Consider the following 16074-nt stretch of genomic DNA (forward strand, 5'->3'; position numbering starts at 1 on the left):
GAAACCGCCGGTCAAACCACGGCCCGCAGCAAATTGCCGTAATACAAGGCGTTGCCGGTCCGGCTGCGGGCCCAAAGTTGCCTGGTTTCGCTTTGACCTTGTCCAAAATGCAGTCCGGCCGCGGCGGCCAATTCCTGCAGCCCAACTTGCGGCGAGTAGGTATTCAACACCAGAAAGCCGCCGGGCTGCAGCAGGCCGCACGCGGTTTCCGCCAGCCGCGGCAACTGGTGTTCCAGCTTCCATTTCTCGCCGTTGGCGCCCAGCCCCCAGGCCGGCGGGTCCATGATAATGCCGTCGTAGCGCTTGCCGCGTTTCAGTTCGCGCCCGGCGAATTTCAAGGCGTCTTCCAACACCCATTTGATATCGGCCAAGCCGCTCAGCGCCTGGTTGGCGTTGGCCCAATCCAGCATTTGCCGGACCGAATCGACATGGGTCACGTCGGCGCCGGCAGCCCGCGCCACCAGCGAGGCGGCACCGGTATAAGCAAACAGATTCAAAATTCTGGCGCCGGGGGCGACCCGCTCGGCGATAAAGCGCCAATTGGCCTGTTGTTCCGGAAACAGGCCGAGGTGTTTGAATTGGGTCAGCTTCAAATTAAAGCGCAGTTGCCGGTAGCCGATGCTCCAACTCTCCGGCGCATCGGCGCGCATTTTTTGCCAACGGCCTTGAGTCGAGGACGTTTCCACAAACTCCCAGTGCGCCAGTTCCCGCCATTCGGTAAGCGGCCATAACGCGGCGGCGGCGGCGTTGATCTCGGGCCGGATCGTCACCACCTCGCCCCACCGCTCCAGTTTCCGGCCGCCGCCGGCATCCAGCAATTCGTAATCGCTCCAGGCTGCGGCGTATTCCCGCAGGTTTTCGGGCTGCGCTGCTTGAGTGCTGACTTTGGGCCGGGCGGAATGCCGGCGGCGTTGGGAAAGGTTGGATGGAGACGGCATGATTCGGTGAGCGGGCTGATTAGAATTGATCGGCTGGACGCCTAAAGTTCGGCGGCACGGGCGGCTATTCTATCGCGGCGGCCGCGAAAAATAAGCCGGGACCGGAATTGGCGTTAGGCGCAACTTTCGCCGACGCTTTATCAGGCTTTGCCCGCATTTGTAATACGTTTCACCAAATCTTCATCGAACAATCACAACTCCATCACAAAACATCCCTATTGTGCGCGGCGTGCCGACCGCTAACGGACTGCTGCGGCCCAACGCTTAGGATTTTTGTTTTGTGGCGAGGCGATCGGACGAACCTTTGTTGCCGCAGTGTCCCCCATTCACTGCTGCGGCCGCCACTCAACACCAAACACAACCGGAGCCGCTTAAATGTTCAACCAAAAATTTCTTTGCCAGGCAGTGTTACTGTCGGCGTTATCCGCCAATGCCGGCGCCGCGGTGCTGAATGCCGACGGCCAATGGCATCCGTTCGACGTCGACGAAGCTGTCTCCGCTTCTGCAGGCCTGGAATGGATAGACCTGGACGGCAACGCCTTGAGTTTCGATTTTACCCTGACCGGCTCGGCCATTTTAAGAATCGTCGACGGCGGTTTTGCCGGCGACCGTTTCGACGTGTTCAACGGCAACCTGCTATTGGGCCGGACCTCGGCGGCCAGCAATAATTACCCCGACTCGCTGGGCCTGGATTTCGACGCAGCCTTTGCCGACAACCGATACAGCCGCGGCGTATTCCTGCTGGGGCCGGGCAGTTACAGCATCAGCGGCTTACTGAGCCAATCGGCGCTGGACGACAGCGCCGGCGCCATCAATGCCACGGTCGGAGCGATCAGCCTGACCGCCGTGCCGTTACCGGCCGCCGCCTGGTTGTATCTGGCCGGAACCGGCCTGCTGGGCTTGACCGCCCGCCGCCAATCCAAATCCGGAGTTTAAGCGCATGAATCTGCATACCTTAGCCGGCGCCATCGCTTTGGGCCTGAGCGCCGCAACCGCCCAAGCTGTAACCACCATGCCGGCCACGACGATCAAAATCGTCGCCTTCAACGATTTCCACGGCCAACTGGAATCGCCGGGCAATTTCCGCAACCTGCCGACCGATGCGGCTTCGACCATCCCGGTCGGCGGCGTCGATTGGATGGCCGGCTACGTGGCCGACCTGAAAGCGCAAAACCCCAGCACCATCGTCGTCTCGGCCGGCGACATCATCGGCGCCACGCCGCTGGTTTCGGCACTGTTCCATGACGAACCGACCATCGAAACCATGAACCGGCTGGGCCTGGAATTCAACGCGGTCGGCAACCACGAATTCGACGAAGGCAAGGACGAATTGAAACGGATGCAAACCGGCGGCTGCCATCCGACCGATCCGAATAGCTGCAAAGGTGCCGAGGTCGGGACGCCGGTGCCGTTCGAGGGCGCCAAGTTCAAATTCCTGGCCGCCAACGTGGTCGAAACCGCCAACGGCAAAACCCTGTTTCCGCAGTACGCGATAAAAGTCGTCGGCGGCGTCCGGGTCGGCTTCATTGGGATGACCTTGAAAGAAACCCCGACCATCGTCACCCCGACCGGTGTCGCCGGCTTGACGTTTACCGACGAAGCCGCCACGGTCAATGCGTTGATCCCGAAACTGCGCGCCCGCGGCGTCGAAGCGGTCGTGGTGTTGATCCACCAAGGCGGCACGATTCCGGTCACACAGAGCGTTGCCACAATCAACAATTGCAACGGCGACCTGGCCGGTTCGCCGATCAAAACCATCGTCAACCAACTGGACGACGAAGTGGATTTGGTGATTTCCGGCCACACCCACCAAGCTTATAACTGCCAAATCGCCAACAAAGCCGGCCGCTTGATTTCGGTGACCAGCGCCAACTCGCAAGGCCGGGTATTGACCGACATCGACGTCACGATCAACACCGCTAACGGCGAAGTCAGCGCGGTCAATGCCGAGAACATCGCGGTGGTGCGCAACAACCCGGCCATCACGCCGAATGCCGGGATCAAAACCATCGTCGACAACTACAAAGCGCTGGCCACGCCGATCGCCAACCGGGTGATCGGCACGATCAGCGCGGCGATTACCCGCACCGCAACGGCTGCCGGCGAATCCGCGCTGGGCGACGTGATCGCCGATGCCCAATTGGCGGCGACCAGCCCGGCCGGTTTCGGCAACGCCGTAGTCTCGTTCATGAATCCGGGCGGTATCCGCGCCGATTTGACCTATCCCGGCAGCAGTGCCGGGGAAGGCGACGGCAAAGTTACTTACGCCGAAGCCTTTACCGTGCAACCGTTCGGCAACACCTTGGTGACATTGACCCTGACCGGCGCCCAAATCCACACTTTGCTGGAACAGCAATTCACCGGTTGCACGGCGGGTTACCCGGCCGGCGCGCCGGCTAGCGGCCAGCCGTTCAACCGGATCATGCAAGTTTCGGGAGGCTTCAGTTACGAGTGGTCGGAAAAAGGCACACCGTGCGATAACGTCGATCCGGCCAGCATCAAAATCAACGGCGTCGTGGTCGATCCGGCCGCCGGCTACCGGGTGACCGTCAACAACTTCATGGCCGACGGCGGCGACCAATACTACGTGTTGACCCAAGGCAGTAATCGCTTGGGCGGCGCCTTGGATTTGGACGCCCTGGAAAGCTACTTTCTCGCCAATGGCAGCGTCAATCCCGGCCCGCGCAACCGGATCTTGTTGGCGCCGGCACCTTAAAGTTTCAGGCTAAAGCTCTGCAGCACTTTGCCCGCCGGTAGGCTTACGGCGGGCTTTTTTTTGCCATGAGCATTTTTAAGGTTTGATAGCCCAACACCCATCCGCAGCGATGATTACCCAAGTCGATGACATTCCAGCTTTTGCTTACGCAAATGAGTAACACCGACCCGTTGCAGTCTATCGTCTAATCTGATTCAATGACCTCAGCCTGATGTTCACCAAGTCATACTTACTAGGTTCCGATGATACACAGAAGGGAAACCCATATGCTGATCAATAATTTATCGTTTCGAGGATCAGTTTTCGGTAGATATGCTATTAACAGCTTAATAACTTGTTGGGCGTCTAAGGAATCGCGCTTTGCTTAGCCTTGATAATCCTCGCTGGTCCGAACTTCAGCATGCCTATGGCGCTGCGGCGGACATCCCGGCGTTGTTGAAGCAACTGGCCGATCTTCCTTCGTCCGAGAATGACAACGAGCCTTGGTTCTCCATCTGGAGCGCCTTGGCCCACCAAGGCGATGTCTACTCGGCTTCATTCGCAGCGGTGCCACACGTGATTGATGCGCTCGCCTCTGCCCCATTGACGGCCGATTTCTCCTATTTTCAGTTTCCGGCCTGGGTTGAAGTCTGTCGCGCCAAGAACGGCGTTTCGGTCCCCGAAGACATTGCTCTCGCCTATTTCGAGTCGTTGTCGCGTTTGCCCGCTCTCGTGGCCGCAGCGGCCTCGCGTCAGTGGGATGAAGGCTTCCTCCGTTGCGCTCTTTCGGCGTTCGCCGCCGCAAAAGGACAACCGGCAGTTGCCGAAGCTGTTTTGGAGCTTTCGCCCGAGGTAGCCGGTGAGTTTATGGAGTGGTTCTATGAACGCTGAGACGCCCAACCCGGCAGTCGAGCGGACCTGCGCAAAAAGCCGCGCAGTACGCTCACTTCTACGTTATGCATCAGGAGAGGTCCGTGACGGAACTCGATGACAAGTTCTTTGATCGAGCGGATGCGCACATACATCTTTCAAACGATCAGATAACCAAAGAAGCCACGAAGGGTAAGGTCAGCGCTTCAATGATGTATGCCACTGCAAGATTCAATTCATGGGTGAGCGCTACCGGTTGGAGCGACGCTCAAGAAATGGCAGCGGCAAAGGCAGAGACTATCGAGTATTTCGCGAACGAATACAGAAAGATGCTTGAGGAAAATCTCGATGACTACATCAAGAATTTTCAAAGCTATATCGGATCGAGAGATGCATAACACTACGGTCGAGGCGCGGCTTCGCCGCTGGGACGCCGTGCCGGCGGGGCCGGCCCGTCGCCCCTCACCTCCACGCTAGGCGTCAGAACATGGGCCTACTTCAGTGCATCTTCCGCTCAAACCACGGGCGTCGCATTGAGCACCCGGTGCTCGGCGAGGCACTTCTGATCCGCGCGAAGAACGGTGCCTACTGGGAGGTTGAAACTGAGGTCGCGCGAAAGGCGTTCACAGTCTCTATTGAGGCACCGGATGAAGCTGACCCGTCGCCGCAGCAAGTTGCCTTCTTCGAGCGGTACGCCAAGAACCCGAGTCTTGCTTTCTCCAGAGCTCAGCCGCTTCTCATCGCGGAGTACGAAAAGTGGCTACGGAAGCCGTTTCCCAGCGACTGGACAGAGGCGTTCGAGTTTGTTGCCATGTCCGTCCCAGTCGCGGCAGATGAGCACAACCCGTGGGAGTTGTCGTTCGAGTGCATCCAAGATCGGGAGCGCCACTTGTTCACCTGCACGTTTGAAAGGGGCGCACCGAGCGGAGTCCAGATCGATGGCTAGTGCACCCGCAGCCAGGCATCCGGCGGACACCACACTGACGCTTAACCCTTCGCTCGAGCGGACTCGGCACCGGCATGGAGAGCAGATCATTGAGTAATGTGCCTGAGATGAGGCGAGTTGCCGTTTTTGGCAACGCTGGTGGCGGCAAATCAACGCTCGCTCGGAAACTGGCTGGCATTACCGGTTTGCCGCTGCATTCACTCGACACCATTAAATACAAGCCTGGTGGCGGCGAGGCGCCTCACGACGAGTACCTTCAGATTCATTCCGAACTCGTACGCGGAGACAAATGGATCATTGACGGATTCGGCTGTGTGCCATCAGCCTGGGAACGTTTCTCGGCTGCTGACACGTTGATCTACATCGATCTACCGTTATTTACCCATTACGTCTGGGTTACAAAGCGTCTTGTAAAGGGTTTACTCGTCACACCCGAGGGGTGGCCTGAAAACAGTCCAATATGGCGCGGCACATTGAACAGCTATCGCGTACTTCGGCTCTGTCATGAAAAACTGACACCTAAGTACCGGCAGTTGGTTGCGGAGCAGGCCACTCACAAGCAAGTGCATCACTTGAGGTCCGCCAGCGCTTTAAAGGCTTTTGTCGAAGCTGTAACTAATGAGTATTCGGGTATCCGCTGAGGCGACGCCCAAGGCCGTAAGGCGGATTCGCGATAGCAATCCGCCAAAACTTCGAAACGACACGGCGTTTTGCTATCGCGAAAACGCCCTACGGTGCTGCCCATCCTTCATCAGACGAACATCGGCAATTGACAGGTATTGGTCTTCGAATCCTCGATTTCATCGAGGCAAATTGCTTACTAGGTTCCGATGATATACATAGGACAAATATTATGTGAATCAATCAGCTATCGGTTCTAGCATTGGTTTTCGGTAGATATACAGAACTATCTAATAACTAATTATCCAATAGGAGCTATAGAAATTGGGCACTAGAGATTTCATAGACGAAATTATTCAGATTCGGGAAAGACGTTCATCTAATAGCTCGCACATTGAATCGTTTCAGCGACTATCAAGTCTTGAACAAGCCTTCAAAGCCGCTCCAAAAGATCAGCATGAAATTATTAAATATTTCCCGATTGCTTTAGTCGCTACAATGGAAGGCTGCTTTCGAGTTATGGCCGCAGAATTGATTGATCATGGGCAGCCATTCTTTGATAACTGCGTCCAGCTATTAAAAAATCATAAAATCACATTTGAATTAATTAAAGCTTTTCAAGGGCAACAAGTCTCAGTCGGGGAATTTGTCTCACACATTGTGTCTATAAATAGTCTTTCAGATATTGATGCCTTATTGAGCACAATATTGGATACAGAGTTTCTTAAGGAATTAAAAGATCATCGTTCTCGCTGGGACATTGAAATCCTTAAAAAGGAAGATATACCAATACTTTCAAATGCAGATACAATTTACAAAAACGTAAGTCGTACTTTTGAGCTTAGACATATTTTCTGTCATGAAACAGCCACAAAAATAGACTTTGACTATGAAGAAATTGAAGAGTGTTTTCTTTCTGTTTCAATTTTTTTAAAAGCATCGGTCGATTACGTTACTGAAAAAATGCATCCCAATGCTCCGCTCACACAAACTGATATGAACATCCATTCTGCGGAAACATTGGATAAGGTGATAAAGGAAATAATCCAATTAAAAAACCAGATAATTCAAAAGCTATCAGAACAATCCGATAGAATATCCGAGCTTGAGTCATCCCATGAAAAATGGCTCGAGTACATGAACGCATTCTCCACTTTTAGCGCAGATGCTTACAAGGGTGGATCAATATGGCCTCTAATTTACAATACTACGGCGTCTAAGTTGGCTAACAGATACCTTGACACATTAAAGAAAGAGCTTATAAGCATTGATGAACACTAAACCACATTTAGGCCGACGCCGAGAAGCTCGGCGGCTACGAGGCAAGGTCATTGGTGACGCGGCTTATGTATAGCGTTATGTGAACAGAACGGGGTCAGGTCTAGGAATTAAGCATCATTGAAAGGTTTTGCTATATTCCTAGACCTGACCCCCTTTTCTCTGAGTTCATGCCCATGCTGGGCGTACACCAACGTATCAACTTGACCCCAAAAAGCTCAGCTCCTGTCGTCGCTACGCTTTTCGGGTCAAGTTATACTTATCGTTAGGCCATATCATTAATATATCGGGAAAACTCCATGTTTTTATACGAATTATTTTTTAGCGTGACTACTGGCTTTATGGGTTCACTGCTTGTGGTCTTATTCCTTTATCGACTCAAGCCAAAGCTCGACATCTCACCTTATATTGCCGAGCAGCCGACACATGATTCAACACCAATGTTCGGTTTCAAGATCATCAATCGGACCCCATATCCATTAGTCGATATACGAATTGAACTCGTGCTTGTCACTCCTGTAAACGTAAATGGTGGAGCTGTAAAATCTGCCACAGCCCTACAATTAACGAGAAACGATTTTTTTCAGCTAGGAAAGTTTGATGCTAATGACCGCGAAGCAGATTACGCGCTACGCGTCGGATGCTCGCAAGATATTCGTAGTCTTTGGCTCTCGGACACTCAGGATTTGCGAATCAATGTCATCGCCAGACACTCTTTATCTGGGTTTTGCGCAGTCAAATCATACATATTTCATACTAAGGCGGACATTAAGCCGGGTAAGCATGTTTTCGGTAATAGCCTCAAAGTCGAGCCCGTGGACTAACATGGCGCTCAACCGGAGCGCGGTTATAATGCGGATTTGTTTATTCAGCTTCCCGTGCCGCGCCCGGTTAGCTTAACGTTAGGCTACATGTCTCCGACGATTGTGATCCGAGCCGTTGCTGCGTCAGACCAGCATGAGTTCATTTTGGCTGCACGACGAAGCCGTGAGCTTCATCGGCCATGGACATCGGCGCCTTGCGATGAAGCGACGTTCACGCGATACCTTGCCCGCTTTGATGCCCGGAACAACTTTGGCTTCGTGGTCGTGCTTGCGAAGTCCGGGGAACTCGTTGGTGCGATCAACCTCACGAACGTGGTCTACGGGCTGTTTCAGAGCGGCTACCTCGGCTACTTCGCATTCCAGGGCCATGAAGGCCGTGGTTACATGAAGCGGGGTTTGTCTCTTGTCGTACGCCACGCCTTCCGCGAGCTCAGGCTACATCGCCTGGAAGCGAACATTCAGCCTGGTAATCTAGCCTCAATCGCACTTGTTCGCGCCTGCGGCTTTCAGGCAGGAAGGCTACTCGCCTGCGTATCTCAAGCTCGGCGGCCGCTGGCGCGACCACGAGCGCTGGGCGCTGGTGCGGGGCCGCCCAAATACAGCCTAACATGTCGGTCAACCCGAGCCTGCACGGCATCGCACTGCGATTCGCTACCTTCGCGGTTTGCGCTCTACTTGCCGGGTGCGCCAGCACAAGCGTCACTTTGCAGCCCACGCCACAATCTCCTGTCTGCACTTCCTCGACCAACGCGCTCGTCCTGTGGGCGCCTCACTGGCGTCCCGATCAAAAGGACCGGACCGCGCGCGAGGAAGCTGCCGCCTCCGGTCTGAACCAGTTCTTTGCTCAATCGGGCTGTTTCGCCCGCACTGAGCTCCGCAGAGTGCAGGCGCTGGCGCCGGCGACAGTCCAAGCGGCGCTTGGCAACACACGCGAGCCGGTCGGCTCGGTAGTTGGCATCGAGGTCCGCGAGCTTGGCCCGATTGTCAAGCTCCTGTCGTCTGTGGCACTGGTTGAAGGCGGAACCGAAGTTGTCCTGCGCATAATTGAATACTCGCCTCAGTCAGCCGCTGAAGTGCGCCAGTTTGTCTTGCACTGGAAGAATGGCGGCCCAGGCGTCGTCCGGGGCGTCGCCGGCCTAGCCGATGACATGCAGTCTGCGTTGCAAGCGGGCCTCCAACCCGGACCACGGTAGGATGCGGTAAACAACGTGCACCGCATCGTTCGCGATTGGTGCGGTTCGTAAACTCACCACACCCTACGCCTGCTTTGGGTTGGGCTGTTGACATTGGTACTTTTGTATCGTCTGTAGGCTTTCGGCCGGCAGGAGCCTAAAGACCGAGAGTTCCAACCAATCTCAGGAAAGTTATTGACGCTAAATTCCCTTCGATTTCAACCCAGCATGCATTAACCGGCTACTGCGGCTTTAACGCGTGTTGAGATCATTTCCAACCCTGTCTTCACATCGCCCTTTTTGAGATCGAAAAAAAACCGGGCCTGCCTGTTTTGGCAGACCCGGCTAGACCAGCGAGGAACTGGAATCGGTTTACCGACTGTTAATCAGAATACTTCCGCAAACAGGTTATTGGCCCACGCCAACATCATCTTGTAATTGTCGGAGTTGATCTGCTCGGCTTCGCCGGAGGCGGCGGCGATTTTTTCCATCGTATCCAGCGCCGGGTTATAACGGTAACCGGCGGTCAAAAACGACGCCGTGCTGGCCGTGATTGGACTGAAACAGGCGGAATTGGTGACCGGCGCTTCGTCCGGCATCACTCTTGCCGGCCTCAATTGCAGATGGCGCAACAGCGCGTCGGCGCAGACTTTGGCCTCGGAGTTGGCGATATGGCCGGCTTTGGGTTGCACCGAATCGTGGGCGTCGCCGATCACGTAGACATCGTTATCGTAAAGCGACTGGTAAGTGTCGATATGGACGCCGGCCCAGGCCTTTCCGCCCAGCAAATGCCGAAAATCGGTTCCGAACAATAAATCGGCCGCCTTTTGTTTCGGAATCACGTTGATCAAATGGAATTTTTGTCCGGAACCAATCGGGTTGGCCGGCAACGCTCCGGTATAGCTAACGTTGATGGTTTTGTCCTGCGGCAAGGCCAGGCGCGGATTGAAGGCCGCGGCAGCGCTGACGGCGTTGACCGCGGCATTGGGTTGATACTCGATTATGCCTTTATACAGTCCCGAGAAAGCCTTGCCGAAATTCAGCGGTTCGGCTTGGATCGTCGGATTCGCGTCCAGCACGAACAATTTGCCGCCGCCCTTTTTGTTTTTTAAATAATCCGCGATCAAACAAGCGCGCTCGTAAGGCCCCGGCGGACAACGGTAGGGCTTGGGCGGAATCGTCATCACCACCCGGGCTTTACCGCCGCTCGGCAACATTTTCAATTGATCGCGCAGATTATTGGTTTGCAGGCCCGCTTTCCAGGCATGCGGAAACGGGGTATTGGTGTCGGTCCAGCCGTTCTGCAGCATGCCCGGCGGAAAATCGAAATCGATACCGGGCGACAGCACCAGTTTGTCGAAGTAAATCTTGCTGCCGTCCGCCAGCGTGACGAAGCGACTGCCGTTGAGTTCGGCTCCCATCCCGGCCACGGCGCCTTGTTTGAAGGCAAATTGGTATTTTTCAGCGGCTTTGACTAACGGAAAGGTTAAATTCGCCAACGTTTTCTGGTTGTTCAAAACCAGGTTGGACAAGATGCAGGAAACGTGGGCGGCATTGCTGTCGACCAAGGTGACTTTGACGGCTGTCCCACCCCACAAGGCAATGTATTTCGCGACCGAAGCCCCGCCGAAGCCGCCGCCGACCACGACGATTTCGAACGGCTCCGGTGCAGTAGCTGCGGCACTGCCGCTGTCGGCTTTAGCCAGGGTACCGGCGACTGCAGCCGAAGCGACGGTGCCGAGGCCCAATTTTTTGACAAACGTTCTTCTATCCATGGTTAATCCCCTTGATTTGGCAAAGTCGACAGGTATTGGGCAATGGCATTCAGCTCGCAATCGCGATACGCGCGGGCTTGCAGACTCATGATGTCCGCTTTGCCGTTGCTCTTGAATTCCCGCAAATCGCCGTATAAATCGCTGGCGGACTTGCCGCCGATGGAATCGATTTCGCCTAACGATCGGCCCTGGTAACCGTGGCATTGGTAACACTGCGCCGCCAACAATTCGCCGTTCGGCTGCATGACTCGCTGCACGCCGTTGGCGTCGGTCACGCTACAATCCGCCGGCAATGCGGCGGCAACCTCTGTTGCCGCAACGGCCAGCAACACTAACAACACATTTTTTTTCATGATAGTTCTCCTCGTCTCCTGGTGCAGAGCATCGCTTCATTATTTAATAATGAAGCTCTAATACATTAAGCCGCCAAGATGAATCCAAGTTGAATTCAAGATTAAAATCTGGTGAAAACTGTGGTTTTTATGCCGCCTATTCTTTGCCTCAGCTGTAAAAGGACGCCGCCGAAGCCGATGCAGCAACGATTGTCATAATTCCGCCACATTGCTCGGCTAATCTCGCCCGTAACCACCATCCAGGGGAAATGGGTATGCGCGATACGCCTTGCGGTCGGGCGGCTAACAGTTGTCGGTCGCCCAACGTTCGCGACCAAGTTGTTGCTTCGATTTGGCTGATGTTATGCCTGGTTTTGGCTTTACCGCCGGCGATTGCGAAACCGCAGCACAGCGACGTCATCATCGTCGGCGCCGGCCTATCCGGGCTCAGCGCCGCCTACTATTTGCAGCAGGCCGGGAACAGCGTGACACTGCTGGAAATGAGCCCGCATATCGGCGGCCGGATTCGGACCGCACACTATCCGGACGGCGCCCATGCCGAAATCGGCCTGGAAGAGTTTTGGAGCAACAGCCCGGCCAACGAGTTGTTCCGGGCGCTGAAGATTCCGTTGGAAACCTCGTACAGCAGTTTTTCCAGCTTTTACCGCCAGGGCCGTTTGTATCCGTTTACTCAGGACTGCAACCGGGCGTTTCTGGCATCGGTGCTAAACCCCGCCGAGCTGAAGGCTTACCAAGCCTGGGATAGCAATATGTCCGTTTTGCAGCGGCAACTGGAACAAAAACCGCTGAGTCCCCAATTGCGGGCCTTGCAGGATATCTCGTTCGCCGAATGGATCGAAACCCGCAGCGGCTTGCCGGAAACCGCACAGCAGTTGGTGCGGATCGAAACCGAACCGGAATTCGCCACCTCCTGGCAAAAAATCAGCGCGTTGGAAGGCATCGCCGAATGGCGCTTGTTCTCCGGCGACGGCGCGACGCCGTACCACGTAATCGGCGGCAACCAGCGCGCCGCGGAAAGGCTGGCAGATGCAGTCGGCCGCAAGCGGATACGGTTGAACCAATTGGTGACGCATATCACCGCCACGGCGGAAGGCGTGGAAGTCACCGCCGTCGATCAAAGCAATTTTCGCCAGCGGATTTACCGGGCCGATTACGCGATAACCGCCATTCCGTTGTTCCGTCTGAACGATATCCAATTCGAACCGCCGTTGAGCGCCGAGCGCAAACAGGCGATTCAAACCCAATCCGCCGGCGCCTATTTCACGGCCCACGTGTTTCTCGACCCCGACGCCGCCCGGTTCTGGACCGTGCAAGGCCAGAGCGTGCTGCCCATCCTCAGCGACGGCCCGCTGGGCGTGATTTACGCCGGTCAGTCCCAGCCCGGCCGCGACATCTTGTTGAATCTGCTGATCAACGGTGCCAGCGCGGAGCGCTTCAATTCCCGCGTCAACGACCCGGACCAGATTCGGGAGGAATTGCTGGCCGCATTCGACCAGCTATGGCCCGGCGTGCGGCCGGCGATCAAGCGGATGCAGTTCTACCGCTACCATCCGCGGGCCATCGCCTCGTGGCCGGTGGGGCGCTCGCGCTTCGACGAACTGGCCGACGCGCTGCGCGCAGGCCAAGGCAGAATCTATTTCGCCGGCGACTTTAGCGAAGACACCCATTCCAACGGCGCAGTCGAATCGGCCCAACGCGCGGTGCAGGCGATTCTGAAGACGTCGCGGCCCCGCTGAAAAGCGCCAGTTGCTTCGGTTCGAACTTTAACAATTCGGCGTTTTTGGAAGCCGATCATGGCATAGGGTATAGTTGGGTTACCGTGCATTTTTTGCGAGCCGAGCGCCTTGGTCGCGGCTTAAACTCCCGCCCCATACCATGAGTAACCGGCGCTCCAAGCCGCAAAAACCGGATTCTTCCACCTGAACATTCAGTGCCAGAGAAGGCCAAAGCTTCCTATGCCCGAAAATGCCATTTGCCAGTCCGCCGCAATTTTAAACAGCGATTTTATCGCCATCGCAATCGTCAAAGACCGACACGTCGTCTGGGCCAACGCTGCGATGCACCGCATGTTCGGTTACGAACCGAGCGAATTGGTCGGCCTAGCCACCCGCCAGCTGTTTCTGGATCAGGCCAGTTACGAGGCATTCGGCCACGAGGCGTATTCGGCGATAGCGGCTGGCCAAACCTATACCGATACTATTCCGCAAAGACGTAAGGACGGCACGACGGGCTGGTATGAAATCAACATTTCCAGCCTCGCCGGTTACCCGGACATGGCGGTTGGGGCTATCGTCGACCGAACCGACTGCTACCGCAACGTCCAAAGACTCGAAGAAAGCGAGTTGTGTTACCGCTCGGTCGTAGAAGACCAGACCGAGGCCATCTGCCGCTTTTTGCCGGACGGTACGTTCTTATTCGTCAATGAGGTTTATTGCCGGCTGTTCGGAAAGTCCGCAGCAGAATTGATCGGCCACCGCTGGCAACCCATAGCTCATCCCGACGATGTGCCGAGGATCGAAGCCGGACTGGGCGCAATGTCTCCGGATCAGCCTGTGATCGTGATCGAGAACCGGGTGTTCGGCGCCGGCGGTAAGCTACGCTGGATGCAATTCGTCAATCGCGGCTTTTACGACGATACCGGAACTCTGAAGGAAATTCAGTCGGTCGGCCGCGATATCACGCGTCTGAAACAAATCGAATCGGACCTGCGCGAAAGCGACGAGCGGCTGGAAATGGCGTTGGCAGCCTCGGGGCTGGTGCTATGGGACTGGAATATACCTGAACGCAAGGTCACCGCCGGGAATCGCTGGTTCGACTTGCTCGGCTACACCGACGCGGAACTGGGTACGGACGAAGACGACTGGATGGCCTTAATAAATCCTCGGGACCTGGAACGCTTTCGCCACAAGCTTCAAGCACATTTGCATGGCGAAACCGCCAGCTTCGAAAGCGAACACCAGTTACGGCATAAAGACGGACATTGGGTTACAGTCGAAGCCAAAGGCAAGGTGACTCGCCGGGACAAGGACGGCATGCCGTTGCGCATGGTCGGCACCATTCAAGATATTACGATGCGCAAGCGTCTGAACGAAGAAGGCATGGATTTGTTGAAGCGGATCGAATCGTTGATACGCGAAAGTTCATCTTACACTCCCGCACCAACGGCAGAAGGTAAAACCGCGGAAAGTCTGACCAAACGCCAGCGGCAGATCCTGGGATTGATCGCGATCGGCATGACCTCGGCTGAAATCGGCAAGCGCTTGCATCTGGCGACGCCAACGGTCATTTCGCACCGCCGCAACCTGATGGCGAAGCTGGATCTGCACAGCACCGCCGAAGTCACCAAGTTTGCAATCGATCACGGCCTACTTCCTTCCAAATAAGCCGGCCTAGTCGGCTGCGCGCAGAAATTAGCATATATACGCTACGGAGTTACCACATTATGGTGGTTATTTTTTTGTACCGTTGTCTTATGCTTGCCCTATGTTGGACGCGCAACAAGTTAGACAATGGACAAAATAGATTTCGGGCAGAACTGCCCGCTTACCCGTTATTTGCAGAAAATATCGATGTTAGACGCCGGCGGCCGTAAATCGCAGTTTGCCGGCGCCTTGCTGTGCGGATTTGGTTATCCGGATTTTATCAGGAACTTGCCGGACGTTACTTTCACGGCACAGCTGTTGCGATCTATCGCCGAGTCCGGACAAATCGAGATTTTATCCGACGTGGCAAATCGCTGCACCGAATGCCCGGAATTAGGCCGTTGTGAAATCGGCACTCAAATCATGGCAGCCTCTCACACCCGGTAGCAACGCTGTCCGGTCCCTGATCCCCGTTCTCCCACCGCTCCCGGTACCTTTTACGCCGTCAATCCCTGAATGGCTGCCCGCTGTCGGTCAGTGACGGTGATCGTGTCCCATTTGCGCCTGAACTTTGACGACGAACGGATCGTATTCCTTATCACCCAGGTCCGCGAAATCGACAATCTCATAGCTGTCGCTCGGAATCGGTTGCCAGGGAACAGAGCCAAGGGCGTAGACGTTCAGCAACTCGGTCCGTTCGGCGGCAGCGGCGGTTTCGCGTTCGATCAACACTGGCAGGCCCAGATCCAGCCGGATTACGACATGCCATTTGGCACCGGCCACGGTACCTTGGTATTCACGCACCGGTTTGCCGTCCAGTCGATCCTCGCTACCGGCTTCCAACCGTTCCAACACGGCCGGATCGATCAATAGCGCCAACTTCTGCCAAACCGGTTTGCTGCCGAGCATTTTCAAATCGTCTTCTTGAAATTCGAGCGCCCGGCGGTCGCCGTGATACAGCTTGCGGTGAATTAAAGTCTTGCCGTCGCGTTGCCAGAGCTCGCCCAAGCCGAGTTGCGGCCGCTCGATGACGATTTGCTTGGCATCCCGCCAAAACCGCCACGTCACAGGTTCCGCGTCCGCGTCGGCCAAATCGTGCCCATGCTCGCCTGGTCCTTTGGACAGCGTGGTTCTATATTCGGCCGCGGCGGGCGGCAGGTTGGCGGATGCCAAATCGACAAGTCCGCCGGGCACGGCTTGATGATGGGATGTCTGGCTACATGCGGCCAAAATTACCGCC

17 protein-coding genes are annotated in these 16074 nt (G+C 55.7%); 12 read left to right on the forward strand and 5 right to left on the reverse strand.

Translation table 11 applies throughout. From position 1 onward, the window contains the following. Positions 1 to 11 precede the first annotated feature (11 nt). A complete protein-coding gene (locus tag PL263_RS09720) occupies positions 12 to 938 on the reverse strand; it encodes a class I SAM-dependent methyltransferase (protein WP_278212812.1) in 927 nt (308 codons plus the stop codon). 375 nt (positions 939 to 1313) lie between these two features. Between PL263_RS09720 and PL263_RS09725 the strand changes: the two genes are divergently transcribed. The 8 genes from PL263_RS09725 (at position 1314) to PL263_RS09760 (ending at position 8172) form a co-directional block, all read left to right on the forward strand. Continuing rightward, positions 1314 to 1874, forward strand: coding sequence for a VPLPA-CTERM sorting domain-containing protein (locus PL263_RS09725; protein ID WP_278212813.1), 561 nt, complete (start codon positions 1314 to 1316; stop codon positions 1872 to 1874). A 4-nt stretch (positions 1875 to 1878) separates the two neighbouring features. After that, positions 1879 to 3654: a bifunctional metallophosphatase/5'-nucleotidase gene (locus tag PL263_RS09730; RefSeq protein ID WP_278212814.1), complete on the forward strand. Its 1776-nt coding sequence runs from the start codon at positions 1879 to 1881 to the stop codon at positions 3652 to 3654. A gap of 360 nt (positions 3655 to 4014) precedes the next feature. Continuing rightward, positions 4015 to 4524 carry a hypothetical protein gene (locus tag PL263_RS09735; protein WP_278212815.1) on the forward strand — a complete coding sequence of 170 codons (510 nt, stop codon included), beginning with the start codon at positions 4015 to 4017 and terminating at the stop codon, positions 4522 to 4524. Between the two features lie 83 nt (positions 4525 to 4607). Next, the gene (locus PL263_RS09740; protein WP_278212816.1) at positions 4608 to 4901 is read left to right on the forward strand and encodes a DUF3144 domain-containing protein; all 294 of its coding nucleotides are present in this window, start codon (positions 4608 to 4610) and stop codon (positions 4899 to 4901) included. A gap of 89 nt (positions 4902 to 4990) precedes the next feature. Next, on the forward strand, positions 4991 to 5449 hold the full coding sequence (locus PL263_RS09745) for a hypothetical protein (RefSeq protein WP_278212817.1): 459 nt from the start codon (positions 4991 to 4993) through the stop codon (positions 5447 to 5449). Positions 5450 to 5538: 89 nt separating this feature from the next. Next, positions 5539 to 6090, forward strand: coding sequence for an adenylate kinase (locus PL263_RS09750; RefSeq protein ID WP_278212818.1), 552 nt, complete (start codon positions 5539 to 5541; stop codon positions 6088 to 6090). Between the two features lie 304 nt (positions 6091 to 6394). Then, positions 6395 to 7351, forward strand: a complete 957-nt coding sequence (locus tag PL263_RS09755; RefSeq protein ID WP_278212819.1) for a lysozyme inhibitor LprI family protein — start codon at positions 6395 to 6397, stop codon at positions 7349 to 7351. Between the two features lie 296 nt (positions 7352 to 7647). Beyond that, the gene (locus PL263_RS09760) at positions 7648 to 8172 is read left to right on the forward strand and encodes a hypothetical protein (protein WP_278212820.1); all 525 of its coding nucleotides are present in this window, start codon (positions 7648 to 7650) and stop codon (positions 8170 to 8172) included. 123 nt (positions 8173 to 8295) lie between these two features. Here the strand turns inward: PL263_RS09760 and PL263_RS09765 are convergent, their stop codons facing one another. Next, a complete protein-coding gene (locus PL263_RS09765; protein WP_278212821.1) occupies positions 8296 to 8589 on the reverse strand; it encodes a hypothetical protein in 294 nt (97 codons plus the stop codon). A gap of 191 nt (positions 8590 to 8780) precedes the next feature. Between PL263_RS09765 and PL263_RS09770 the strand changes: the two genes are divergently transcribed. Then, positions 8781 to 9365, forward strand: a complete 585-nt coding sequence (locus PL263_RS09770; RefSeq protein ID WP_278212822.1) for a hypothetical protein — start codon at positions 8781 to 8783, stop codon at positions 9363 to 9365. Between the two features lie 365 nt (positions 9366 to 9730). Here the strand turns inward: PL263_RS09770 and PL263_RS09775 are convergent, their stop codons facing one another. Continuing rightward, the gene (locus PL263_RS09775) at positions 9731 to 11119 is read right to left on the reverse strand and encodes an FAD/NAD(P)-binding oxidoreductase (RefSeq protein ID WP_278212823.1); all 1389 of its coding nucleotides are present in this window, start codon (positions 11117 to 11119) and stop codon (positions 9731 to 9733) included. A gap of 2 nt (positions 11120 to 11121) precedes the next feature. Beyond that, positions 11122 to 11472, reverse strand: coding sequence for a hypothetical protein (locus PL263_RS09780; RefSeq protein WP_140913061.1), 351 nt, complete (start codon positions 11470 to 11472; stop codon positions 11122 to 11124). 254 nt (positions 11473 to 11726) lie between these two features. Between PL263_RS09780 and PL263_RS09785 the strand changes: the two genes are divergently transcribed. The 3 genes from PL263_RS09785 (at position 11727) to PL263_RS09795 (ending at position 15281) form a co-directional block, all read left to right on the forward strand. Further along, complete coding sequence (locus PL263_RS09785) at positions 11727 to 13208, forward strand: NAD(P)/FAD-dependent oxidoreductase (RefSeq protein ID WP_278212824.1); 1482 nt, start codon at positions 11727 to 11729, stop codon at positions 13206 to 13208. 219 nt (positions 13209 to 13427) lie between these two features. After that, positions 13428 to 14855: a PAS domain-containing protein gene (locus PL263_RS09790; protein ID WP_278212825.1), complete on the forward strand. Its 1428-nt coding sequence runs from the start codon at positions 13428 to 13430 to the stop codon at positions 14853 to 14855. Between the two features lie 126 nt (positions 14856 to 14981). After that, positions 14982 to 15281, forward strand: coding sequence for a hypothetical protein (locus PL263_RS09795; protein WP_278212826.1), 300 nt, complete (start codon positions 14982 to 14984; stop codon positions 15279 to 15281). An 87-nt stretch (positions 15282 to 15368) separates the two neighbouring features. Here PL263_RS09795 and PL263_RS09800 read toward each other — a convergent pair whose 3' ends face one another. After that, entirely contained in the window at positions 15369 to 16007 is a 639-nt protein-coding gene (locus PL263_RS09800; protein WP_278212827.1) for a hypothetical protein, read from the reverse strand. Between the last annotated feature and the right edge of the window lie 67 nt (positions 16008 to 16074).

It is taken from the genome of Methylomonas sp. EFPC3, assembly GCF_029643245.1.
GTDB classification, from domain to species: domain Bacteria; phylum Pseudomonadota; class Gammaproteobacteria; order Methylococcales; family Methylomonadaceae; genus Methylomonas; species Methylomonas koyamae_B.

Excerpts from the sequence above, each read along its gene's own strand:
- PL263_RS09745 (WP_278212817.1), top strand. The coding sequence starts at position 4,991 with ATGGGCCTACTTCAGTGCATCTTCCGCTCAAACCACGGGCGTCGCATT.
- PL263_RS09780 (WP_140913061.1), bottom strand. The coding sequence starts at position 11,472 with ATGAAAAAAAATGTGTTGTTAGTGTTGCTGGCCGTTGCGGCAACAGAG.
- PL263_RS09770 (WP_278212822.1), top strand. The coding sequence starts at position 8,781 with ATGTCGGTCAACCCGAGCCTGCACGGCATCGCACTGCGATTCGCTACC.
- PL263_RS09730 (WP_278212814.1), top strand. The coding sequence starts at position 1,879 with ATGAATCTGCATACCTTAGCCGGCGCCATCGCTTTGGGCCTGAGCGCC.
- PL263_RS09775 (WP_278212823.1), bottom strand. The coding sequence starts at position 11,119 with ATGGATAGAAGAACGTTTGTCAAAAAATTGGGCCTCGGCACCGTCGCT.
- PL263_RS09720 (WP_278212812.1), bottom strand. The coding sequence starts at position 938 with ATGCCGTCTCCATCCAACCTTTCCCAACGCCGCCGGCATTCCGCCCGG.
- PL263_RS09795 (WP_278212826.1), top strand. The coding sequence starts at position 14,982 with ATGGACAAAATAGATTTCGGGCAGAACTGCCCGCTTACCCGTTATTTG.
- PL263_RS09785 (WP_278212824.1), top strand. The coding sequence starts at position 11,727 with ATGCGCGATACGCCTTGCGGTCGGGCGGCTAACAGTTGTCGGTCGCCC.
- PL263_RS09790 (WP_278212825.1), top strand. The coding sequence starts at position 13,428 with ATGCCCGAAAATGCCATTTGCCAGTCCGCCGCAATTTTAAACAGCGAT.
- PL263_RS09725 (WP_278212813.1), top strand. The coding sequence starts at position 1,314 with ATGTTCAACCAAAAATTTCTTTGCCAGGCAGTGTTACTGTCGGCGTTA.
- PL263_RS09760 (WP_278212820.1), top strand. The coding sequence starts at position 7,648 with ATGTTTTTATACGAATTATTTTTTAGCGTGACTACTGGCTTTATGGGT.